20 protein-coding genes are annotated in these 22,044 nt (G+C 56.7%); 16 read left to right on the forward strand and 4 right to left on the reverse strand.

Going from position 1 to position 22,044, the window contains the following annotated elements:
* Positions 1 to 79 precede the first annotated feature (79 nt).
* Entirely contained in the window at positions 80 to 1,291 is a 1,212-nt protein-coding gene (fabB, locus tag H7R56_RS07410) for a beta-ketoacyl-ACP synthase I (protein ID WP_035895077.1), read from the forward strand.
* A 209-nt stretch (positions 1,292 to 1,500) separates the two neighbouring features.
* Positions 1,501 to 2,676 (forward strand): MFS transporter, encoded by a 1,176-nt coding sequence (locus tag H7R56_RS07415; protein WP_106924233.1) that lies wholly within the window; start codon positions 1,501 to 1,503, stop codon positions 2,674 to 2,676.
* A 3-nt stretch (positions 2,677 to 2,679) separates the two neighbouring features.
* Here H7R56_RS07415 and H7R56_RS07420 read toward each other — a convergent pair whose 3' ends face one another.
* The gene (locus tag H7R56_RS07420; protein ID WP_106924234.1) at positions 2,680 to 3,417 is read right to left on the reverse strand and encodes a GntR family transcriptional regulator; all 738 of its coding nucleotides are present in this window, start codon (positions 3,415 to 3,417) and stop codon (positions 2,680 to 2,682) included.
* Positions 3,418 to 3,612: 195 nt separating this feature from the next.
* Between H7R56_RS07420 and H7R56_RS07425 the strand changes: the two genes are divergently transcribed.
* The 3 genes from H7R56_RS07425 (at position 3,613) to H7R56_RS07435 (ending at position 6,178) form a co-directional block, all read left to right on the forward strand.
* Entirely contained in the window at positions 3,613 to 3,921 is a 309-nt protein-coding gene (locus H7R56_RS07425; protein WP_106924235.1) for a PTS sugar transporter subunit IIB, read from the forward strand.
* 39 nt (positions 3,922 to 3,960) lie between these two features.
* Positions 3,961 to 5,292 carry a PTS sugar transporter subunit IIC gene (locus H7R56_RS07430; protein ID WP_106924236.1) on the forward strand — a complete coding sequence of 444 codons (1,332 nt, stop codon included), beginning with the start codon at positions 3,961 to 3,963 and terminating at the stop codon, positions 5,290 to 5,292.
* Between the two features lie 76 nt (positions 5,293 to 5,368).
* A complete protein-coding gene (locus tag H7R56_RS07435; RefSeq protein WP_106924237.1) occupies positions 5,369 to 6,178 on the forward strand; it encodes a Cof-type HAD-IIB family hydrolase in 810 nt (269 codons plus the stop codon).
* Here the strand turns inward: H7R56_RS07435 and flk are convergent.
* Positions 6,158 to 7,174: a flagella biosynthesis regulator Flk gene (gene flk, locus H7R56_RS07440; protein WP_106924238.1), complete on the reverse strand. Its 1,017-nt coding sequence runs from the start codon at positions 7,172 to 7,174 to the stop codon at positions 6,158 to 6,160. The genes H7R56_RS07435 and flk overlap by 21 nt on opposite strands.
* A 108-nt stretch (positions 7,175 to 7,282) precedes the next feature.
* On the opposite strand from flk, the gene pdxB reads away from it, so the two are divergent.
* The 9 genes from pdxB (at position 7,283) to purF (ending at position 16,416) form a co-directional block, all read left to right on the forward strand.
* A complete protein-coding gene (gene pdxB, locus H7R56_RS07445) occupies positions 7,283 to 8,410 on the forward strand; it encodes a 4-phosphoerythronate dehydrogenase PdxB (protein WP_182928562.1) in 1,128 nt (375 codons plus the stop codon).
* A gap of 63 nt (positions 8,411 to 8,473) precedes the next feature.
* A complete protein-coding gene (locus tag H7R56_RS07450) occupies positions 8,474 to 9,487 on the forward strand; it encodes an aspartate-semialdehyde dehydrogenase (protein ID WP_106924240.1) in 1,014 nt (337 codons plus the stop codon).
* Positions 9,487 to 10,299, forward strand: a complete 813-nt coding sequence (gene truA / locus H7R56_RS07455; RefSeq protein WP_106924241.1) for a tRNA pseudouridine(38-40) synthase TruA — start codon at positions 9,487 to 9,489, stop codon at positions 10,297 to 10,299. Before H7R56_RS07450 ends, truA begins: the two co-directional genes overlap by 1 nt.
* A 24-nt stretch (positions 10,300 to 10,323) precedes the next feature.
* Positions 10,324 to 10,983 carry a DedA family protein gene (locus H7R56_RS07460; protein ID WP_106924242.1) on the forward strand — a complete coding sequence of 220 codons (660 nt, stop codon included), beginning with the start codon at positions 10,324 to 10,326 and terminating at the stop codon, positions 10,981 to 10,983.
* Positions 10,984 to 11,179: 196 nt separating this feature from the next.
* Positions 11,180 to 12,094, forward strand: coding sequence for an acetyl-CoA carboxylase, carboxyltransferase subunit beta (accD, locus tag H7R56_RS07465; protein WP_106924243.1), 915 nt, complete (start codon positions 11,180 to 11,182; stop codon positions 12,092 to 12,094).
* A gap of 70 nt (positions 12,095 to 12,164) precedes the next feature.
* On the forward strand, positions 12,165 to 13,433 hold the full coding sequence (gene folC / locus H7R56_RS07470; protein WP_106924244.1) for a bifunctional tetrahydrofolate synthase/dihydrofolate synthase: 1,269 nt from the start codon (positions 12,165 to 12,167) through the stop codon (positions 13,431 to 13,433).
* Complete coding sequence (dedD, locus tag H7R56_RS07475; protein ID WP_106924245.1) at positions 13,423 to 14,097, forward strand: cell division protein DedD; 675 nt, start codon at positions 13,423 to 13,425, stop codon at positions 14,095 to 14,097. Before folC ends, dedD begins: the two co-directional genes overlap by 11 nt.
* 279 nt (positions 14,098 to 14,376) lie before the next feature.
* Positions 14,377 to 14,865 (forward strand): colicin V production protein, encoded by a 489-nt coding sequence (gene cvpA, locus H7R56_RS07480; protein WP_106924246.1) that lies wholly within the window; start codon positions 14,377 to 14,379, stop codon positions 14,863 to 14,865.
* Between the two features lie 33 nt (positions 14,866 to 14,898).
* Positions 14,899 to 16,416: an amidophosphoribosyltransferase gene (gene purF / locus H7R56_RS07485; protein WP_106924247.1), complete on the forward strand. Its 1,518-nt coding sequence runs from the start codon at positions 14,899 to 14,901 to the stop codon at positions 16,414 to 16,416.
* 103 nt (positions 16,417 to 16,519) lie between these two features.
* Here the strand turns inward: purF and H7R56_RS07490 are convergent, their stop codons facing one another.
* On the reverse strand, positions 16,520 to 18,481 hold the full coding sequence (locus tag H7R56_RS07490) for a glycoside hydrolase family 127 protein (protein ID WP_106924248.1): 1,962 nt from the start codon (positions 18,479 to 18,481) through the stop codon (positions 16,520 to 16,522).
* Positions 18,482 to 18,488: 7 nt separating this feature from the next.
* Positions 18,489 to 19,892 (reverse strand): MFS transporter, encoded by a 1,404-nt coding sequence (locus tag H7R56_RS07495; RefSeq protein WP_106924249.1) that lies wholly within the window; start codon positions 19,890 to 19,892, stop codon positions 18,489 to 18,491.
* A 345-nt stretch (positions 19,893 to 20,237) separates the two neighbouring features.
* Here H7R56_RS07495 and H7R56_RS07500 point away from each other — a divergent pair, with 345 nt between their 5' ends.
* Both H7R56_RS07500 and H7R56_RS07505 read left to right on the forward strand, forming a co-directional pair.
* Positions 20,238 to 21,251: a LacI family DNA-binding transcriptional regulator gene (locus tag H7R56_RS07500; protein ID WP_182928563.1), complete on the forward strand. Its 1,014-nt coding sequence runs from the start codon at positions 20,238 to 20,240 to the stop codon at positions 21,249 to 21,251.
* 41 nt (positions 21,252 to 21,292) lie between these two features.
* Entirely contained in the window at positions 21,293 to 21,862 is a 570-nt protein-coding gene (locus H7R56_RS07505; protein WP_106924250.1) for a UbiX family flavin prenyltransferase, read from the forward strand.
* Positions 21,863 to 22,044 lie beyond the last annotated feature (182 nt).

The following is a 22,044-nucleotide window of genomic DNA, read 5'->3' on the forward strand; positions in this document are numbered from 1 at the left end:
TCGGACTTGTTCGGCGTACAAGTGTACGCTATCTTGCGACTCGAAACTTTAAAATAGTGATGACTTACAGAGGTATTGAATGAAACGTGCAGTGATTACTGGCCTGGGTATCGTTTCCAGCATCGGTAGCAACCAGCAGGAAGTCCTGGCATCCCTGCGTGAAGGACGCTCGGGGATCACTTTCTCTCAAGAGTTCAAAGATTCTGGTATGCGTAGCCACGTATGGGGTAACGTCAAACTGGACACCACGGGTCTTATCGATCGCAAAGTGGTCCGTTTCATGAACGATGCCTCTATCTACGCTTATCTCTCTATGCAGCAGGCGGTTGAAGACTCCGGCCTGAAGGCAGAAGATTACCAGAACAACCCGCGTGTGGGCCTGATTGCCGGTTCCGGCGGCTCTTCGAAAGCGCAGGTATTCGGTGCAGACGCCATGCGTAGCCCGCGTGGCCTGAAAGCGGTTGGCCCGTATGTGGTAACCAAAGCGATGGGCTCTGCGGTTTCCGCGTGCCTGGCAACGCCGTTCAAAATTCACGGTGTGAACTACTCCATCAGCTCCGCGTGTGCAACCTCCGCACACTGCATCGGCAACGCGGTTGAACAGATTCAGCTGGGCAAACAGGACATCGTTTTTGCTGGCGGCGGCGAAGAGCTGGGCTGGGAAATGGCCTGTGAGTTCGACGCGATGGGCGCACTGTCCACCAAATACAACGACACGCCAGAAAAAGCATCCCGTACCTATGACGCACACCGTGATGGTTTCATCATCGCTGGCGGCGGCGGTATGGTTGTGGTTGAAGAACTGGAACACGCGCTGGCGCGCGGTGCGCATATCTATGCAGAAATCGTTGGCTACGGCGCAACCTCCGATGGCGCAGATATGGTTGCTCCATCCGGTGAAGGTGCAGTGCGCTGCATGAAGATGGCAATGCACGGCGTTGATACCCCAATCGACTACCTGAACTCCCACGGCACTTCTACCCCGGTAGGTGACGTGAAAGAACTGGGCGCTATTCAGGAAGTGTTTGGCGACAACAGCCCGGCAATTTCTGCAACCAAAGCCATGACCGGCCACTCTCTGGGCGCCGCTGGCGTACAGGAAGCTATCTACTCTCTGCTGATGCTTGAACACGGCTTTATCGCGCCAAGCATTAACATCGATGAGATGGACGAGCAGGCCGCTGGTCTGAACATCGTGACCGAACCGACCGAGCGTGAACTGACTACCGTCATGTCCAACAGCTTTGGCTTCGGCGGCACCAACGCCACCCTGGTGATGCGTAAGCTGTAATTTCACATTGAATGGAAAAAGGAGCCCCCGGGGCTCCTTTTTTTTATGCGTTGACAACGGACGGAAAGAACAGGCAAACTCGCGGCTCAACATTATCATCACGATAATGCGTAAGCGTTCAACGTCAACCAACGCACCTTAATCCTGATGATCAGGTAGAGGGGGCGTGGCTACAGCACCTCGCCTTACTCAGCATTCTGGAGTAAAGCATGACAGCAGTAACTCAAAGTGAACCAACATCTTCTTCGAACGGGTCGTTATTTCGCATCGCGTTTGCGGTGTTTCTGACCTATCTCACCGTCGGCATTCCGCTGCCGGTCATTCCGCTATTTGTGCATCAGGAATTGGGCTACGGCAACACGATGGTGGGCATTGCCGTGGGCATTCAGTTCTTTGCTACCGTTCTGACGCGTGGCTACGCCGGACGATTGGCTGATCAGTATGGCGGTAAACGCTCGGCGCTGCAGGGGATGGCCGCCTGCGCGTTTGCCGGGGCCGCCTGGCTTGGTGCGGCGCTGCTGCCGGTGGATGCGATGGTCAAATTTGGCCTGCTGATCGTCGGGCGCTTGATCCTGGGTTTTGGTGAAAGCCAGCTGTTAACCGGTACCCTGACATGGGGGATGGGGCTGGTGGGGCCAAAGCAGTCCGGTAAGGTGATGTCCTGGAACGGAATGGCGATATTTGGCGCGCTGGCCGCAGGGGCACCACTTGGGCTGTATATCAACAACCGCTACGGTTTTGCGGTGTTGGCTGGGGTGACGATGATGCTGCCGCTGTTGGCCTGGGCGTTTAACGGCTCGGTGCGCAAGGTCGCGGCGCTGGCGGGCGAACGTCCGTCGCTGTTCAGCGTTATTGGACTTATCTGGAAGGCCGGTGTGGGGCTGGCGCTGCAGGGCGTGGGCTTCGCGGTGATTGGTACCTTCGTGTCGCTCTACTTTATGAGCAAAGGCTGGTCGATGGCAGGTTTCACGCTGACGGCATTCGGCGGCACGTTCGTGCTGGTGCGTATTCTGTTTGGCTGGATGCCCGATCGCCTGGGCGGCGTAAAGGTCGCCGTTGGCTCGCTGCTGGTGGAGGCCGTGGGACTGCTGCTGCTGTGGCAGGCGCCCGATGCGTGGTTTGCGCTGGCCGGCGCGGCGCTGACCGGTGCGGGCTGTTCGCTTATTTTCCCGGCGCTGGGCGTAGAAGTGGTCAAGCGCGTGCCGCAGCAGGTGCGTGGAACGGCGCTCGGCGGCTATGCGGCTTTCCAGGATATTGCGCTCGGCGTTTCCGGGCCGCTGGCGGGGATGCTGGCCACCTCGTTCGGCTATCCGTCGGTGTTCCTCGGCGGGGCTATTTCCGCCGTGCTGGGGATTGTCGTGACGCTTTGGTCGTTCCGTAAATAGCGGTTATTGATCGGCCCGCATTTCCCGTGGGCCGGTCGCCGCTTTACGCGGCAGAAAATACTTCACCTGAAATTCGAACATATTAGTGTAGAGAATCGAGTAATCAATAGGGTGTTGCTGCTCGTCTACTGCCTGGGTTTGCATGCGAATAATCGGGTCTAGTGTGCTGATGTGCAACAGCTTTGCCACCTCGGCTGATGGCAGTATCGGCTGGATAGATTCATAGCAGCCGAGGATCTTCACGCCGCATTCATTCTCGAGGTACGAGAATTTCGAGTTTTTCATATGGGCAATCGTCAGGTCCGGGAAACGGCTGGCGGACAGCCAGGTCTCTTCCATCTGCATGGCAATATTGTCGATAAAACGTAGCCGCCTGGCATAATACACCGGCTCACCGTGGCCGACCCGCAGGTGGGTCGCGATGTCGTCAGAGGCGCGCTGGAGCTCGAATTTGAGAATCTGGCTGGTCGGGGTTTTGCCTTCGTTGCGGGCGATTTCGGTAAAGCTGTCGAGATGGGTTACTGAGGCCTGAAAGTGCTTGTTACGTAAATAGGTGCCCGAGCCGTGTCGTCGCTCAATCATCCCTTCCTCTTCCAGCGCTTTGAGCGCCTTGCGTAAGGTATTACGCGATACACCATATAATTCTGCCAGCTCTTTTTCCGACGGCAGAAGATCGCCAATATTGTAGCTCGCGCTATTTAATCTGTTTTTTAGCAGGTTGATGACGTTCTGGTATACCACTTTTGAACCTCCTTAAATCCTTTTTAAACAAATAGTTATCAATCTATTTCCATGATTTTTGCTAAACACGTTCATGTATCTCACGATTATTGAACATCTTGGGCGTGGGTAACTGTGATCGGAATACAGGTTACGGAAATTAACAATTATTAAAGTGATCGTCAATTAAGGCTCGGTTTTTAAAAAGGACGTTGGATGAAAAATATATTATTGGTATGCGCAGCAGGGATGTCGACCAGTATGCTGGTAAAAAAAATGCGTGAACATGCGGAGGCGGAAAATATTACCGCGACGATTTATGCGCTGGCGATTTCCGAAGCCAAAGAGCAGATAAAAAAGCAGGAAGTTGACGTGGTTTTATTAGGCCCGCAGGTCCGTTTTCAACAGCGGGAAATCGAAGCGATTGCTCAGGGGAAAATGCCGGTTGCGGTTATTGATATGAAAAGCTACGGCCAGATGGACGGTAAGGCCGTTTTAGAACAGGCGCTACGGTTATTCCATTAATAATTCAAATTAACTTTTCCAAAAAATTAAGGGACCATTATGGGGTTTATGAATTCATTTGAACGAGGGATGGAAAAAATCCTCGTTCCCGTAGCGATTAAATTGAATTCTCAGATACACGTTTCGGCCATTCGCGATGCATTTATTTTATCATTCCCGATTGTGATGGCCAGTTCGCTGATTATTCTTATCAACTTTGCCATCCTGTCGCCGGACGGTTTTATTGCCAGTATATTACACCTTGGCACGCTGTTTCCTAATCTTGCCGATGCCCAGCAAATATTTACGCCAGTGATGAATGGTTCGGTCAATATTATGGCTGTGCTGATTACCTTCCTTGTGGCGCGCAATATGGCGATCAGCTATCAGCAGGACGACCTGCTGTGCGGCCTGACGGCGATTGGCGCATTCTTTGTGGTGTATACCCCCTATGTGATTATCGATGGCCAGGCCTACCTGACCACCAAATATCTGGGGCCGCAGGGGCTGTTTGTGGCGGTGATCGTGGCGCTGCTGTCGAGCGAAATTTTCTGTCGACTGGCGCGCAATCCGAAGGTGACGATCAACATGCCAGCGGCGGTGCCGCCAGCGGTTGCGCGCTCTTTCAAGGTGCTGCTGCCGATCTTCTTCGTGATGATCTTCTTCTCGGTGCTGAACTTCCTGCTGTCCAAAATCTCGCCGAACGGGCTGAACGATCTGATCTACACCCTGATCCAGGCACCGCTGAAGGATATGGGAACTAACATCTTCACCGTGCTGATTCTGGGGCTGGTGGCCAACTTCCTGTGGATTCTGGGTATTCACGGGCCAAATACCGTAGCCGCGATTCGCGAAACGATTTTCTCGGAAGCGAATCTGGAAAATCTGTCATACGCCGCCTCTCACGGCTCGACCTGGGGTGCGCCGTACCCGATCACCTGGACCGGCATCAACGATGCTTTCGCTAACTGCGGTGGTTCGGGGATGACGCTGGGCCTGCTGCTGGCCATTTTTATAGCTTCTCGCCGTAAAGATTACCGTGACCTGGCGAAAATGGCCTTTGTGCCGGGGCTGTTCAATATCAACGAGCCGGTCATGTTTGGTCTGCCGATCGTGCTGAACCCGATTCTGGTAATTCCGTTTATCCTGGTGCCGTTTGTGAACGCGCTGATTGGCTACTTCTTTATCACGCTGGAGATTATCCCGCCGATTGCCTACGCGGTACCGTGGACGACGCCGGGCCCGCTGATAGCCTTCTTCGGCACCGGCGGTAACTGGATGGCGCTGTTTGTTGGCGTGCTGTGTCTGGCGGTTGCGACGCTTATCTACCTGCCGTTCGTGATTGCCGCGAACAAAGTGAATATGTCTGCGGCTGCGGAAGAAGGCGCGTAACGCCTTTGCCCACGCCGTTCTGCTTGTCCCCGGCCCGCGTTCGGCGAACGCGGGCTATCCTCTTCAAGGAGAATGCATGATTAAGCTGATTATTACCGATCTCGACGGGACCTTCTTAAACCGCAGCGGCGATTACAACCGCCAACGTTTTACGCAGATTAAATCACTGATGCAGCAGCAGGGCGTGGCCTTTGCGCTGTGCACCGGTAAGCAGTGTGAGCGGGTGGAGGAGCTGTTTGGCGAACAGGTGAGGGATTTCTGGATCCTTGGCGATAGCGCCACGCGCATTAAGCACGGCGGTGAGTATGTCTATCAATCACCGATTAAAAACGCGCTGGGTCGGGAGATGATTGCCACGCTTGAAGCGGTGAACAGCGAAGCCGTCATCATCGCCTGTACGTCCAACGGCGCCTATGTTAAAGCATCGATTGCGCCGGAAATGCTGGCAAAAGTCAAAATGTCTTATGCGCACGTGGTGCTGATAGACGACTTTAACGCGGTGGAGCATGATTTTGTTAAAATCTCGCTGTTTGATATCAAAGGTCGCTGCCCGCAGATCAAACCGCGCCTGGCTGAGTTCTTTGATAAAGCCTATATCGTGGTTTCGGAAGACGCGTGGATTGATATTGCCGACGCCGGCGTTCACAAGGGGCACACGGTGGAGATGTTGCAGCGCATGCTGGGGGTAAGCAAAGACGAGACGATGGTGTTCGGCGATGGCCTGAATGATATCGAGCTGATGACGCGCGCCGCCTGGAGTTTCGCCATGCGTAACGCCTTTGACGAAACCAAACAGGCCGCGCGGTATATCACCGGCAGCAATGAAGAAGACGCGGTGATGACAACCATTGCGCAGATACTAAATCTACAGCAGCAGCCACAGTAGCAGGGCGACAACCACCAGCACGACGGCTGCCAGACCCGGGCGTGCCGACAGCGATTTGAGCGTAGTCATGACCGGGGCAAACGGCGCGTAAATAGGCTGAAGGTCGCGCGCTTCCAGCGTGTACGCATGGGCTACGCGCTCGCGCTCGATGCGTTTGAGGAACAATAGGTTCAGCAGTTCCTGCACCTGTACCGGCGTTAGCACCGTTTGCGGCGTTGCGTTCCAGTTTTGCTGGGCGACATCGCGCAGCAGCTGCCCTTCCTGTGGCTCCAGCGGCTGCTTGAGCGCAGCCTGCAGGACGTTAAGCGTGGGCGCGGGATGCGTACTCAGCGTCAGCCTCGCCTGCAGCAGAGTGACCAGCGCGTTGAAATGTTTCGCCGGCAGCGGGTCACCGGATTTCACGCCGGAAAGTTCCAGTAGTGATTGCCAGATGAGCTTGTTGGAATCCCCTGTGGCGGCGGAGAGCTTGGTGACCAGCTGGTTCAGCGTGTTGTGCTCGGCCGGCAGGAGCGGTCTGTCAGTGGCCGGCCGCTGCTGCGGCTGCGGAATCGACAGCTGATTTTGCTGTAACAGCTGCAGCACGTTTTTTAACTGCTGCGGGGTCAGTTGGCTAAGGGCGGTTTGCCCATACTGCTGGCGGATGTAGTCGCTGACGGCCTGACGATTATTCCCCTGGCCTAGCAGCTCGGTCAGCTGCGATAGCGTCTGGCGCGTGCTCAGCTTTTGTTCGGCAGCGCCGATTCGCTGATTAAGATTCTGCTCGGCGGCGGGAAAGTGGCGCGCCTGCAGCGGGGTATCGTTTTTCAGCCCCAGATCGTGCTTCACGCCCGCCCAAACCTCGGCATTCTGCTGTGAGGTCATTGCGATTAAGCGCGTGATCAGTCGTTCCAGCACCGTACGCTGTTGGGTACTCAACGGCTGTTCTCCCGCAGGGGAGAGGGGCGTTGTGCCGGCCCCCGGAGGGCGCGCGGGCATACCTGAAATGGGTTGCGTCATGATTCATCCTTTCCAATTGCAGTACTGATGCCCGGCGTAAGTATGCCTGGCGGCGAGATTATGGCACACTTCCCCGGTTTACTCTCGTTCTCAGACAGGTACTGAACCGTGAAAATCCTTGTTGATGAAAATATGCCCTACGCCCGCGAACTTTTTAGCCGTCTGGGCGACGTTACCGCCGTTCCCGGTCGACCGATCCCGACCGAGGCGTTAACCGATGCCGATGCCCTGATGGTGCGTTCCGTGACGAAGGTGAACGAAGCGCTGCTGGGCGACAAAGCGATCAAATTTGTCGGCACCGCGACGGCGGGCACCGACCATGTCGATCAGACATGGTTGAAACAGGCAGGGATCGGTTTCTCCGCCGCGCCGGGCTGTAATGCCATCGCGGTCGTAGAATATGTCTTCTCGGCGCTACTGATGCTGGCCGAGCGCGATGGGTTTGCGCTGACTGACCGTACCGTGGGCATTGTCGGCGTGGGGAATGTCGGCGGCCGTCTGCAAAAACGTCTTGCGGCGCTGGGTATCAAAACGCTGCTCTGCGATCCGCCGCGCGCCGATAACGGCGACGCGGGCGATTTCCTCCCGCTGGAGGAACTGGTGGCGCTGGCTGACGTACTGACCTTCCACACGCCGCTGTATAAAGACGGCCCGTATAAATCGTTGCATCTGGCCGACGAGGCGCTGATTCGTCGCCTGAAGCCGGGCGCGATTTTGATCAACGCCTGCCGTGGCCCGGTGGTGGATAACGCCGCGCTGCTGAAATGTCTTGAAGAGGGGCAGAAGCTGAGCGTAGTGCTCGACGTTTGGGAGCCCGAGCCGGACCTCAACCTGGCGCTGCTGGACAAAGTCGATCTGGGGACATCGCACATTGCGGGCTACACGCTCGAGGGCAAAGCGCGCGGTACGACCCAGGTGTTCGAAGCCTACAGCCAGTTTATCGGCCAACCGCAGGAAGTGGCGCTCTCATCGCTGCTGCCGGCGCCGGAATTTGGCCACATCAGCCTGCACGGTCCGCTCGATCAGCCTACGCTGAAAAGACTGGTGCATTTGGTGTATGATGTGCGCCGCGATGACGCGCCGCTGCGAAAAGTCGCGGGGATCCCGGGTGAGTTTGACAAGCTGCGCAAAAATTACCTTGAGCGTCGCGAATGGTCATCATTAACCGTGGAGTGTGATGATGCCGAGGCGGCCGAGCTGCTGCAAAAACTCGGGTTTAACGCCGTACATTGTTAATGTCTTCTTAATACCTCTGCCGGATACTCCGGCAGGGTCGCTTTTTTTCTGGAGTAAATCACCATGTCTGAAGGCTGGAATATTGCCATCCTGGGCGCAACCGGCGCCGTAGGCGAAGCCCTGCTTGAAACCCTTGCTGAACGTCAGTTCCCGGTGGGTGATATCTATGCGCTGGCGCGCGCCGACAGCGCGGGCGAACATCTGCGTTTCAACGGTAAATCGGTCAGAGTGCAGGATGCGGCGGAATTTGACTGGACGCAGGCGCAGCTGGCGTTCTTTGTCGCCGGTATGGAGGCGAGTGCCACCTATATAGAAGAAGCGACTAATTCCGGTTGTCTGGTTATCGACCTTAGCGGTCTGTTTGCCCTGGAACCGGACGTGCCGCTGGTGGTACCGGAAGTGAACCCGTTTGTGCTGGCTGACTATCGTAACCGTAACGTCATCGCCGTGGCAGACAGCCAGACCAGCCAACTGCTGGCGGCGCTGAAGCCGCTGATTGATGACGGTGGCCTGTCGCGCATCAACGTGACCAGCCTGATTTCCGCCTCTGCGCACGGTAAAAAAGCCGTCGACGCGCTGGCCGGGCAGAGCGCTAAGCTGCTGAACGGCATTCCTATCGACGAAGATGATTTCTTCGGTCGTCAGCTGGCCTTCAACATGCTGCCGATGCTGCCGGACCGCGAGGGCAACGTGCGTGATGAACGCCGTATTGTCGATCAGGTGCGTAAGATTATGCAGGATGAAGGGCTGATGATTTCCGCCAGTTGCATTCAGTCGCCGGTGTTCTACGGCCACGCGCAGATGGTGACATTTGAAGCCATGCGTCCGCTGTCGGCGGAAGAGGCGCGAGACGCCTTTGCGCGCGGCGAAGATATTGTGCTGTCGGAAGCGGGGGAATTCCCGACGCAGGTTGGCGACGCGACCGGCAGCGCGCATCTGTCGGTAGGCTGTGTGCGCAACGATTACGGTATGCCTGAGCAGGTACAGTTCTGGTCGGTGGCCGATAACGTCCGCTTTGGCGGCGCGTTGATGGCGGTGAAAACGGCCGAGAAGCTGGTGCTGGAGTATCTGTACTGATGTCTGAAATGGAGCAACTGCCGGTCTATCGAATTGCGCTGGGCATTGAGTACGACGGCAGCAAATATTACGGCTGGCAGCGGCAAAACGAAGTGCGCAGCGTGCAGGAAAAACTTGAAAAAGCCCTCTCGCAGGTGGCCAATGAGCCGATAAACGTCTTCTGCGCCGGGCGTACCGACGCGGGCGTTCACGGTACCGGGCAGGTGGTGCACTTTGAAACTCACGCCGTGCGTAAAGACGCGGCGTGGACGCTGGGCGTAAATGCGAATTTACCTGGTGACATTGCGGTGCGTTGGGTGAAAGCTGTGCCCGACGATTTTCATGCGCGTTTCAGCGCGACGGCGCGCCGCTACCGCTATGTGATTTATAACCACCGTCTGCGTCCGGCGGTGCTGGGTCAGGGGGTGACGCATTATCACCAACCCCTGGATGCTGAGCGGATGCACCGCGCGGCGCAAAGCCTGCTGGGCGAGAATGACTTCACCTCATTTCGGGCGGTGCAGTGCCAGTCGCGCACGCCGTGGCGTAACGTCATGCATATCAACGTGACCCGCTACGGCGCTTATATTGTTGTGGACATCAAAGCGAACGCCTTTGTGCACCACATGGTAAGGAATATTGTTGGCAGCCTGATGGAAGTTGGCGCAGGAAACCAGCCGGAGAGCTGGATTGCAGAACTGCTGGCGGCAAAAGACAGGACGCTTGCCGCAGCAACGGCGAAAGCGGAAGGGCTGTATCTGGTGGCGGTGGATTACCCCGCACACTTTGCGCTCCCTTCCGTGCCGATGGGCCCGCTATTCCTGGCGGACTAACGTAGTCATTTGGGGCTAAACAATATGGATCTCATCCGTTTTTTGATTGATTTTATCCTGCACATTGATGTGCACCTGGCGGAGCTGGTCGCGCAGTACGGCGTCTGGGTTTACGCTATTCTGTTCCTGATTCTGTTCTGCGAAACGGGGCTGGTAGTGACGCCTTTCCTGCCCGGCGATTCGCTGCTGTTCGTTGCTGGGGCGCTCTCCGCGCTGCCGACCAACGACATCAACGTACACGTCATGGTGGTACTGATGGTGATCGCTGCGATTGTCGGCGATGCGGTAAACTACACCATTGGACGCTTGTTCGGTGAGAAGCTCTTCAGCAACCCGAACTCGAAGATCTTTCGCCGTAGCTACCTGGATAAGACCCATGCCTTCTACGATAAACATGGTGGGAAAACCATTATTCTGGCGCGATTTGTGCCGATCGTCAGAACATTTGCGCCTTTTGTGGCGGGAATGGGCCACATGTCCTATCGTCATTTTGCGCTCTATAACGTGGCGGGCGCGCTGCTGTGGGTGCTGCTGTTTACCTACGCGGGCTATCTGTTCGGCGACCTGCCGGTAGTTCAGGAAAACCTGAAGCTGCTGATTGTCGCTATCATCGTGCTGTCCGTATTACCGGGCGTTATTGAAGTGATTCGCCACCGCCGCGCAGCGGCAAAACGGGCAAAATAACGCGCGCAAGCGGGGCACGATTCAGCCGTGCCCTGTTACGACATGTTTCGCGGTTCGACCACTTTTTTATGCCAAGTTTCGGGCTGTTATGTTTTAATGTGCAACATTCATGGTCTATGAAGGGGAAAAGTGGCATTATGCGCGCCCCCTTAATGGCAAAACTGGCATCGACCAGGTTCAGGCAGAAAGGTTATCAATGAGCTGGATTGAACGAATTAAAAGCAACATCACACCTACCCGCAAGGCGAGCATCCCGGAAGGGGTATGGACCAAGTGCGATAGCTGTGGTCAGGTTTTGTATCGCGCCGAGCTGGAGCGTAACCTCGAGGTTTGCCCGAAGTGCGATCACCACATGCGTATGTCAGCGCGTAATCGCCTGCATAGCTTGTTGGATGAAGGGTCCCTGGTAGAACTGGGCAGTGAACTTGAGCCGAAAGACGTGCTGAAGTTCCGTGACTCTAAAAAGTATAAAGACCGTCTGGCATCCGCGCAGAAAGAGACGGGTGAGAAAGACGCGCTGGTGGTCATGAAGGGTACCCTGCATGATATGCCGGTTGTCGCCGCGGCCTTTGAATTTTCCTTTATGGGCGGTTCAATGGGTTCTGTCGTGGGCGCGCGCTTTGTGCGTGCCGTTGAGCAGGCGCTGGAAGACAACTGTCCGCTGATCTGCTTCTCTGCCTCCGGCGGTGCGCGCATGCAGGAAGCGCTGATGTCCCTGATGCAGATGGCGAAAACCTCCGCTGCGCTGGCGAAAATGCAGGAACGCGGCTTGCCGTATATTTCCGTGCTGACCGACCCGACCATGGGCGGCGTTTCCGCAAGTTTTGCGATGCTGGGCGATCTGAACATTGCTGAACCGAAAGCACTGATCGGTTTTGCCGGTCCGCGTGTTATCGAACAGACCGTGCGTGAAAAACTGCCGCCGGGTTTCCAGCGCAGTGAGTTTCTCATCGAGAAGGGCGCGATCGACATGATCGTGCGTCGCCCGGAAATGCGACTGAAGCTGGCCAGCATTCTGGCGAAGCTGATGAATCTCCCGGCGCCGAACCCGGACGCGCCGCGCGAAAGCGTGGTGGTGCCGCCGGTACCGGATCAGGCGCCAGAGGCCTGATGATGTAAAGGGCAGGGCCGGGTGGCGCTGCCCTTTTTGCTATTATTCACCGTTGAAAGTTGCGGGCATCATGGAAAAACATTCTATTCCTCAGGCCACGTCGCCCCTGGCTACGTGGCTTTCTTATCTGGAAAACCTCCATTCAAAAACCATCGACCTCGGACTGGCGCGCGTCAGCAAGGTCGCAGGGTCGCTCGACGTGCTGCAACCGGCGCCGTTCGTCTTTACCGTCGCGGGCACCAACGGCAAAGGCACCACCTGCCGGACGCTGGAAACCATCCTGATGGCCGCCGGCTATAAAGTGGGCGTGTACAGTTCGCCGCACCTGGTACGCTATACCGAGCGCGTGCGCGTGCAGGGGGAAGAGCTGGCGGAAAGCGCGCATACGGCATCATTCGCCGCGATTGAAGCGGCGCGCGGCGAAACATCGCTCACCTATTTTGAATACGGCACGCTGTCTGCGCTGTGGCTGTTCAAGCAGCAACAGGTTGATGTGGCCATTCTGGAAGTCGGCCTGGGCGGGCGACTGGATGCGACTAACATCGTCGATGCTAACGTTGCCGTAGTGACCAGCATTGCGCTGGACCACACCGACTGGCTGGGACCGGACCGTGAAAGCATCGGCCGTGAGAAAGCGGGGGTGTTCCGCGGTGGGCGGCCGGCGGTCGTCGGCGAGCCGGAGATGCCGCAGACGATTGCTGACGTGGCGCGCGAAAAGGGTGCATTGCTGCTGCAGCGTGACGTGGACTGGCGCTATAGCGTAGAGGCGGAAAGCTGGACCTTTAGCGACGCACAGGGCGAACTGCGCAATCTGCCGCTGCCTAACGTGCCGCAGCCGAATGCCGCCACCGCGCTGGCTGCGCTGCGCGCCAGCGGGCTTGCGGTGAGCGAGCAGGCGATTCGTGAAGGCATCGCCAGCGCGATCCTGCCGGGGCGTTTTCAGACTATCCAGTACGCGCCGCGGGTGATTCTCGACGTTGCGCATAACCCGCATGCCGCAGGCTACCTTGCCGGGCGTCTCAAATCCCTGCCGAAAACCGGGCGAGTGCTGGCGGTTATTGGTATGCTGCATGATAAGGACATTGCCGGCACGCTGGCGTGTCTGGAAAGCGTGGTCGACAGCTGGTACTGTGCGCCGCTGGAAGGGCCGCGCGGCGCGACGGCGGAACAGCTGCGCGCGCATTTGCGCGCGGGTGCCGTGTATGGCAGCGTGGCGCAGGCGTGGCATGCGGCGATGGCCGATGCCATGCCGGAAGATACGGTGCTGGTGTGTGGTTCGTTCCACACGGTAGCGCACGTGATGGAAGTATTGGACGCGGGGAGAGCCGGTGGCAAGTAAGTTTCAAAACCGTCTTGTCGGGACGATAGTGTTGGTCGCGCTGGGGGGCATTGTGCTGCCAGGGCTGCTTGACGGGCAAAAAAAGCATTATCAGGATGAATTTGCGGCCATTCCGCTGGTGCCTAAGCCCGGCGATCGCGATGAGCCGGATATGCTGCCGACGGCAACGCAGGCGCTGCCTGCTCAGCCGCCGGAAGGCGCCGCGGAAGAGGTACGCGCGGGCGATGCGGCGGCACCGTCGCTTGATTCCAGCCGTCTGGCGGTGAACGGTAACGGCGATCTCGAGCAGATCCCGCCGGCCGCCGAACTGCCGAAACCGAAGCCGGTCGAAAAACCGAAGCCGAAACCGCAGCCGGTAACGGAACAGGTGGCTGTTACCGCGCCGCCGAAAGCGGCACCTGAAGAGAAGGCTGCGCCGGTGGGCAAGGCTTACGTGGTGCAGCTTGGCGCGTTGAAGAACGCCGATAAGGTGAACGAAATTGTGGCCAGCCTGCGCGGCGCAGGTTATCACGCCTATACGTCGCCTTCGACGCCAGTTCAGGGTAAAATTACCCGCATTCTGGTTGGCCCGGACGCCTCGAAAGATAAGCTGAAAGGTTCGCTCGGTGAGCTGAAGCAGCTGTCGGGGCTGAGTGGGGTGGTGATGGGGTATACGCCGAACTAAGACGTGGGGCTTTTTCCCTCACTCTCTCTCCTTTGGGAGAAGGGACCTTAGGGCATCGTTGGTAGGTTTCGCACCCATTTTCTCTCTCGCCCCTTTGGGGAGAGGGTCGGGGTGAGGGGCCGGACAACGCCGAAAACGACCAGAAAAACGATGGCGTTGAATGTTTTTTCAGCGCCATTTTTTATTTATGCCTGGGAAGGAAATCCCTACGCAAACGTTTTCTTTTTCTGTTAGAATGCGCCCGAACTGGATGACAGGGCGTAGAATCGTGGGACATATATGGTCTGGATTGATTACGCCATTATCGCGGTACTGGGCTTTTCTTGCCTGGTGAGTCTTATCCGTGGCTTCGTTCGCGAAGCGCTATCGTTGGTGACGTGGGGCTGTGCATTTTACGTAGCCAGCCATTACTACAACGATCTGTCTATCTGGTTTACGGGCTTTGAAGACGAACGGGTTCGAAATGGGATTGCTATTGCGGCGCTGTTTATCGCGACGCTCATCGTCGGCGCTATCGTCAACTACGTGATAGGCCAACTGGTGGAGAAGACCGGTTTATCGGGTACCGACAGGGTATTGGGGATCTGCTTCGGCGCGCTGCGCGGGGTGCTGATTATTGCCGCTATCCTGTTCTTCCTCGACACCTTTACCGGCATGGCAAAGAGCGAAGACTGGCAGCAGTCGCAGTTTATTCCCTATTTTTCACCGGTTATCAGATGGTTTTTTGAATACCTTCAAAGCTCGTCAAGTTTCTTGCCCAAAGTATAAGCTTTGGGTCGTTGCTGAACGAGGAAAAGACGTATGTGCGGTATTGTCGGTATCGCCGGTGTTATGCCGGTAAACCAGTCGATTTATGATGCGCTAACGGTGCTGCAGCACCGTGGACAGGATGCCGCTGGCATCATCACCATTGATGCCAACAACTGCTTCCGCCTGCGTAAGGCGAACGGTCTGGTGAGCGATGTCTTTGAAGCCCGCCACATGCAGCGTATGCAGGGCAATATGGGTATTGGCCACGTGCGTTACCCAACGGCGGGCAGCTCCAGCGCCTCTGAGGCTCAGCCTTTCTACGTGAACTCGCCGTACGGTATTACGCTGGCGCACAACGGTAATCTGACCAATGCGCACGAGTTACGTCAGAAGCTGTTTGAAGAAAAACGCCGTCACATCAACACCACCTCCGATTCTGAAATCCTGCTCAATATCTTTGCCAGCGAGCTGGATAACTTCCGCCATTATCCGCTGGAAGCTGATAACATTTTCGCCGCTATCGCCGCGACGAACCGCCAGATCCGCGGCGCCTACGCCTGCGTGGCGATGATTATCGGCCACGGCATGGTTGCCTTCCGCGACCCGAACGGCATCCGTCCGCTGGTGCTGGGCAAACGCGATGTGGGCGATGGCCGTACCGAGTATATGGTGGCCTCCGAAAGCGTGGCGCTGGATACACTCGGCTTTGAATTCCTGCGCGACGTTGCGCCAGGGGAAGCGATTTACATCACCGAGAAGGGGCAGCTGTTTACCCGCCAGTGCGCCGACAACCCGGTCAGCAACCCGTGCCTGTTCGAATACGTTTACTTCGCGCGTCCGGATTCCTTCATCGACAAAATCTCCGTCTACAGCGCCCGCGTGAATATGGGCACCAAGCTTGGCGAGAAGATTGCGCGCGAGTGGGAAGATCTGGATATTGACGTCGTGATCCCTATTCCGGAAACGTCCTGCGACATCGCGCTGGAAATTGCTCGTATCCTGGGCAAACCGTACCGTCAGGGCTTCGTGAAGAATCGCTACGTTGGCCGTACCTTTATCATGCCGGGGCAGCAACTGCGTCGTAAGTCCGTGCGCCGCAAGCTGAACGCCAACCGCGCTGAGTTCCGTGATAAGAACGTGCTGCTGGTTGATGACTCTATCGTGCGTGGCACCACGTCCGAGCAGATTATCGAGATGGCGCGTGAAGCCGGTGCGAAGAAGGTCTATCTGGCCTCTGCGGCGCCGGAAATTCGTTTCCCGAACGTCTACGGTATTGATATGCCGACGGCCAATGAGCTGATCGCCCACGGGCGTGAAGTGGACGAAATTCGCCAGATCATCGGCGCGGACGGCCTTATTTTCCAGGATCTGAACGATCTTATCGACGCGGTACGCGCAGAGAACCCGGATATCCAGCAGTTCGAATGCTCGGTGTTCAACGGTGTCTATGTGACCAAAGACGTTGACCAGACCTATCTCGACTTCCTCGATTCACTGCGCAACGACGATGCGAAAGCCGTCCAGCTGCAGAATGAAGTTGAGAATTTAGAGATGCATAACGAAGGGTAAATCAGGACATGCCGGATGGCGACGCATCGCGTCTTATCCGGCCTACAGTCCACCATCGTTGTAGGCCGGATAAGGCATAGCCGCCGTCCGGCTTTTTTTATGGTTATGCCTCGTCGACCCAAATCCGCATTTCGCCCTCGCCACGGTTGGCCCAGCTAAACCACGGAATAAAGGTCAGCATCTGCTTCTCAACCGCCGTCTGACGATTATCAAAGCTGTACAGCGGCTTATTCTCCTGAGCCGTCAACACGCGTAGCCCTTCCGCCTGTAGCAGCACTTTGCCTTTCAGCACGCCGACGCCCTGAATCTCGCGAAAGGTCGCCGTTTTCGGCAGCGACAGGTTGTGCAACTCCGCGCCGTTATCCGCTTCTTCCAGGCAGTAAACCAACGGCCCGCGCTGAATCGCCACTTTACCGGCAGCGTGACGCACCCGCGAGTTAGCATAGACGCGGCGGATGGTCATCGGCAGATGCAGCGTTACCACGTCGCCTTCCTGCCATTGACGATGCAGATGCAGATAGCCTTTGATGATGTCACCCTGCGCGGCGTTTCCGTTCACCCGCACCTGCGGCGCTTCACACCATTCCGGCAGGCGTAGCGCGAGCGTATGCTCGACCGCCTGCGGTTGGCTGAAGCGAATCGTGACCTGCTCATCCCACGGGTAGTTGCCCTCTATTTTCAGCGCCAGCGCCCGGCCATTAACCGTAAACTGTGCTTCGCTTCCGGCATAGAAGTTGATAAACAGCGCGTCCTGGCGCGGGGTAAAGAGGTAGTGGCCGATAGCGACGAGCGTGCGGGCGATATTCGGCGGGCAGCAGGCGCAGCCGAACCAGCGCTGGCGTACCGGCTTAATGTGGTCGTAAATATGGTTGTGTGGAATGCTCTTCGGGTGAGTCTCTAACGGGTTCACGTAGAAAAAGTGTTTGCCGTCCAGCGCCATGCCGCCAAGCACCGTATTGTAAAACGCGCGCTCCATGACCTCGGCGTAGTGGGCGTCTCCCTCCATCTCCAGCATGCGTCGGGCGAACATCATCAGACCGATGGAGGCGCAGCTCTCGCCGTAGGCGGTGTCGTTTGGCAGATCGTAGTCGCTGGTGAAGGCTTCGCCGATGCCCTGTGAACCGATACCGCCGGTGATGTACATCCGACGTTGTACCATATTGTTCCAGATGCGCAGACAGGTCTGGCGCTTTTCTTCATCATGAGTCAGGCGGGCGAGGTGCGCCAGGCCGGTCATCAGGTATACCGAGCGTACCGCGTGGCCGACCGCTTCGTTCTGCTCTGCGAGCGGTTTGTGCGCGTGGGTGTAGGCTTTATCCTTCACCATCCATGCCTCGCCCCAGTTGTCCCAGTGCCAGGTGCCGCCACGCTTTTCAAACTCAATATCGTAGTAGTACGGCTGCTGGCCGCGTTCTTCGAGGAAAAAGCGCGCCAGCGCCTGGTAACGAGGCTCCCGGGTGACTTCATACAAACGCATCAACGCCAGCTCGATTTCAGGATGCCCGGGATAGCCGCGCAGCTGGCCATCGTTCGGGCCAAAAACGGTATCAATATGATCGGCAAAACGGCAGGCTATCTCCAGCAGGCGGCGCTTACCGGTGGCGTTGAAGAACGCCACCGCCGCTTCGAACAGGTGCCCTGCACAGTACATTTCGTGGCATTCGGCCACGTTGGTCCAGCGTAGCCCCGGTTCTTTCACGGTATACCAGGTGTTGAGATAGCCGTCTTCGCACTGCGCCTGTGCCAGCAGTTCAATCACGGCATCGGCGGTTTGCTCAAGTTCGCTATCCGGCTTCTGGCTCAGCGACCAGGCGACGGCCTCCAGCCATTTGGTGACGTCACTATCCTGGAACACCATCCCGTAAAATTCGCCGGGCTCCAGCCCGGCGGCAATGCGATAGTTAGCCAGCGCGTGGCTGGGTTCGGCTTCGGGAATGTTATCGTTCAGCGCTTCCCACTGGTAAGGGATCACCACGTCGCGAATCAACCGCTGGTATTCGCCCAGAAACGGGTCGGTGATGGTAATACGGTTCAGATCGGCTTCAATCACATCAGACTGCATCATGTTTACCTCAGGAAATGTGTGAATGTCTTTGGCGAAGGTCGGTAGAAATACGTTGCATCATTGTGCCGTTAAGTCGGCACTTCAGCAGGCACAGCGCCAGCGCGAGGTGGAACAGCGCCGGTACGATGCTTTGCAGCAGGGTGATACCCTGAATGGACGCTGCGGTCTGGTTTTCCAGCCCTGGCTGGTAGGCCACCATGATCAGGATCAGACTGATGATGCCGCCGGAAGAGGCCCAGGAGAGCTTGATGAAAAAGAGGTTAAAGGCGAAGTTCATCCCTGATGAACGCACGCCGGTTTTCCATTCGCCGTAGTCGTCGGCGAAGGCCATAATCGAGAAGTGCAGCGGCAGGGTGAAGCCTTGAATGACGCTATTTACGGCTATGCAAACCAGCCATAGCGTCTGATAGTGCTGCCCCGCAGGGAGGAAGTACATGCCCACGCCAAAAGCGACCAGAACAAGGTTCGTCCAGTAGTAGAGGCGCACCATATCCATGCGGCGGGAGAGCGGGTTGACGATCACCGCGCCGGCAATCCCGGAAAGCGTCAGAATGCCGAAGAAGAGCGACATGTAGCCGGCGCCACCCTGGAGCACGTAGGAAATAAAGTACATATAGCCGCCGCCGCGGATGCACAGAATGTTCACCAGCAGGAACGACATCACCAGCATCATCAGTAACTGATCGTTTTTGCGCAGTCCTTTCAGGTGTTCGCGCAGGGTGAAATTGCCTGCTAGCGACAGCGGCACCCGCTCTTTTACCCAGAAGAAGCACAGCAGGAACATGATCATGCCTATCGTGCACAGCACGGTGACGCCGTACTGGTAGCCCTTGGCCAGGTTACCGTTACCGAAAAACTCAACCATCCACGGCAGGCCAACAGAGACGAGAAAACCGGCTACGCCGCTGAGCACAAAGCGCCAGGACTGGCAGGACATCACCTGATCGTGGCGATTGGTGATCGCGTTAATCAGCGCACAGTAAGGGACGTTGTTCGCGGTATAGCCAATCGATATCAGAAAGTAGGTACCGAAAGCCCAGGCTATTTTCGCGTTAGGCCCCATATCCGGTACGGTAAATGTCAGGATACCAATGACGGCGAGCGGTACCGCCGTCCACAGCTGCCAGGGGCGAAAACGCCCCCAGCGGCTGCGCGTGCGGTCGGCGATCACGCCCATTACCGGGTCGGAAACGGCGTCGAAAATACGCAGGACAAAAAACATCGCACCAACGATGGCCGGACTGAGGCCAAAGATATCGGTGTAGAAAAAAAGGAGAAATCCGCTGATTAAATCCGAGATGCAATGCCCGCCGGCATCGCCTAATCCATAGCCTATCTTTTCGCGGGTAGACAGCGTCTCTCCCGCATCAACGTTCTGTACATCGGTATTCAGGTTATCAGCAACGGTCATAACCAATCCTCGATCAGGGTGATGATTCAAAAAGTCATTACGGCGTATCTCTGACGAATTTTTAGTAAATAACTAACGGCGATGAGGATAGGGCTTGAGCGCGTTTTTCGTATACAACGTGATTTTTAAAGAGTGAAATTGATCTTATTTTTACTATAAATTAATTATAAATGGTGATTTTGATCTCTTTTATTGGCTGTAATGCAGGAGGTATTGGAGAATGTAGCATTAGTTCTCAGTGTTCTTTTTAATATGTTTAGTAAAAATAAAACTTAGGATTGTCAGCTCGTTGGTGGTAGGGGATACTCTTTGTTCGGTCTGGCGGTGAAGAAGGTAAGCAAAAGCATGACGAAGAAGACCCGAATTAAAGACATTGCCAGCGCCTGCGGCGTCTCGATTGCGGCGGTTTCTCGGGCGCTGAAAGGGCAGCCAGGGCTGAGCGATGAGACACGCCAGCGTATCCTGACGATGGCGCAGGAAGCAGGGTATGACTTCAGCCGTCTACGCAACGGGCGTATTAAGCGGCTGCTTTTTTTGCTGCACCGCGAGCACAACATTGCCAGCGCGCTGCCGTTTTATTCCACGGTTATGCTCGGCGTGGCAGACGCCTGCCGTGAGAATGAGGTCGCCATGAGCTTCCAGCCGATTGGCCCGCAGGACAGGGTGGCGGATCTTATTCATCTGCATCAGCCAGATGCGCTAATCTGTGCCGGGTATCTCGAACCTGAAGTGCTGGCCGAGCTGCGGCAGGCCGCGCTGCCGGTGGCGCTGGTCGACCTGTGGGCGGCCGATTTTCCCTGCGTGAATCCGGATAACTTCCACGGGGGCTTTGTCGCGACGCGCCATCTTCTGGCGCAAGGGAGAACGCGTATCGCCTTTCTGGGGACTTCGCAACGCCATTACAGTATTCGCCAGCGCGTTGAGGGCTACCAGCAGGCGTTATTTGACGCCGGTCTGGCGCTGCCATCGGCGTACCGTATCGAGGTGCCGCCGGTAAAAGATATCGAACAGGCGCTGGTGGAAGGGATGTCGCAGCTGTTGGGGCTAGCGCAGCCGCCGGATGCCATTTTCGCCTATAACGACGTGGCGGCGCTGGTGGCGATGCGTGAGTGCGCGCGCCGGGGTATCCGCGTACCGCAAGACGTGGCGATTGTGGGTTTTGACGATATTGACGCTGCCGCCTGGGCGCATCCGCCGCTTTCGACGGTGGCGGTCGATAAACGCGAACTGGGGCGCGATGCTTTCCAGCTTCTGCTCAGCGATGAGAGCGAACGAAACCTGTTGCTGCCGGTTCGGCTAATAGAGCGCGAAAGTTCGGTAACTCACGCCAGTGCGTCACAGTTGCGTCTGGCTCCATAATCCGGCAAAGTTGGCGCCAGTAGAGAAAAAGGGCGGTCAACGTGAAGCGACTCATCATTGGAATCTCCGGCGCCAGCGGCGCCATTTACGGCGTACGCCTGCTTGAGGTGCTACGCGCCCTGCCGGGCGTCGAAACGCATCTGGTGATGAGCCAGGCAGCCCGCCAGACGCTGGCGCTGGAAACATCGCTTTCCCTGCGCGACGTTCAAACATTGGCCGATGTCGTACACGATTCCCGCGATATTGCCGCCAGTATTTCTTCTGGCTCCTTCAAAACGGCAGGGATGGCGATTTTGCCATGCTCTATTAAAAGCCTTTCCGGGATTGTGAACAGCTACACCGATGGTCTGCTGACGCGCGCTGCCGATGTGGTGCTCAAAGAGCGTAGGCCGCTGGTGCTGTGCGTGCGCGAAACGCCGCTGCATCTCGGCCATCTGCGGCTGATGACGCAGGCAGCGGAAATGGGGGCGATAATTATGCCGCCGGTGCCCGCGTTCTATCATCGCCCGCAAACGCTGGATGACGTCATCAATCAGACCGTGAACCGGGTGCTCGATCAGTTTGATATCACCCTACCGGACGATCTGTTTACCCGCTGGTCGGGCGCCTGATGCGCTCATGATGTCTCTTTTGCCCTGTTTCAGGGCAATTCTGCAACGCCGATCAAATCCTCGCGATTAAATCATCCCGATTGCATTTTTGTGCTCGATTTATACGCAGCGGCTGATATCTTCGTCTGTGTTTACCTTTTCTTATCCTTTTGTTAACAAATTTAACGCCATTTAGCTCGTCG

Source organism: Klebsiella sp. WP3-W18-ESBL-02 (assembly GCF_014168815.1).
Taxonomy (GTDB): Bacteria; Pseudomonadota; Gammaproteobacteria; order Enterobacterales; family Enterobacteriaceae; genus Kluyvera; species Kluyvera ascorbata_B.

Bases quoted from the DNA above. Each gene is read 5' to 3' on its own strand.
- fabB (WP_035895077.1), top strand. From the start codon at position 80: ATGAAACGTGCAGTGATTACTGGCCTGGGTATCGTTTCCAGCATCGGT.
- H7R56_RS07415 (WP_106924233.1), top strand. From the start codon at position 1,501: ATGACAGCAGTAACTCAAAGTGAACCAACATCTTCTTCGAACGGGTCG.
- H7R56_RS07425 (WP_106924235.1), top strand. From the start codon at position 3,613: ATGAAAAATATATTATTGGTATGCGCAGCAGGGATGTCGACCAGTATG.
- H7R56_RS07430 (WP_106924236.1), top strand. From the start codon at position 3,961: ATGGGGTTTATGAATTCATTTGAACGAGGGATGGAAAAAATCCTCGTT.
- H7R56_RS07435 (WP_106924237.1), top strand. From the start codon at position 5,369: ATGATTAAGCTGATTATTACCGATCTCGACGGGACCTTCTTAAACCGC.
- flk (WP_106924238.1), bottom strand. From the start codon at position 7,174: ATGACGCAACCCATTTCAGGTATGCCCGCGCGCCCTCCGGGGGCCGGC.
- H7R56_RS07450 (WP_106924240.1), top strand. From the start codon at position 8,474: ATGTCTGAAGGCTGGAATATTGCCATCCTGGGCGCAACCGGCGCCGTA.
- truA (WP_106924241.1), top strand. From the start codon at position 9,487: ATGTCTGAAATGGAGCAACTGCCGGTCTATCGAATTGCGCTGGGCATT.
- H7R56_RS07460 (WP_106924242.1), top strand. From the start codon at position 10,324: ATGGATCTCATCCGTTTTTTGATTGATTTTATCCTGCACATTGATGTG.
- accD (WP_106924243.1), top strand. From the start codon at position 11,180: ATGAGCTGGATTGAACGAATTAAAAGCAACATCACACCTACCCGCAAG.
- folC (WP_106924244.1), top strand. From the start codon at position 12,165: ATGGAAAAACATTCTATTCCTCAGGCCACGTCGCCCCTGGCTACGTGG.
- cvpA (WP_106924246.1), top strand. From the start codon at position 14,377: ATGGTCTGGATTGATTACGCCATTATCGCGGTACTGGGCTTTTCTTGC.
- purF (WP_106924247.1), top strand. From the start codon at position 14,899: ATGTGCGGTATTGTCGGTATCGCCGGTGTTATGCCGGTAAACCAGTCG.
- H7R56_RS07490 (WP_106924248.1), bottom strand. From the start codon at position 18,481: ATGATGCAGTCTGATGTGATTGAAGCCGATCTGAACCGTATTACCATC.
- H7R56_RS07495 (WP_106924249.1), bottom strand. From the start codon at position 19,892: ATGACCGTTGCTGATAACCTGAATACCGATGTACAGAACGTTGATGCG.
- H7R56_RS07500 (WP_182928563.1), top strand. From the start codon at position 20,238: ATGACGAAGAAGACCCGAATTAAAGACATTGCCAGCGCCTGCGGCGTC.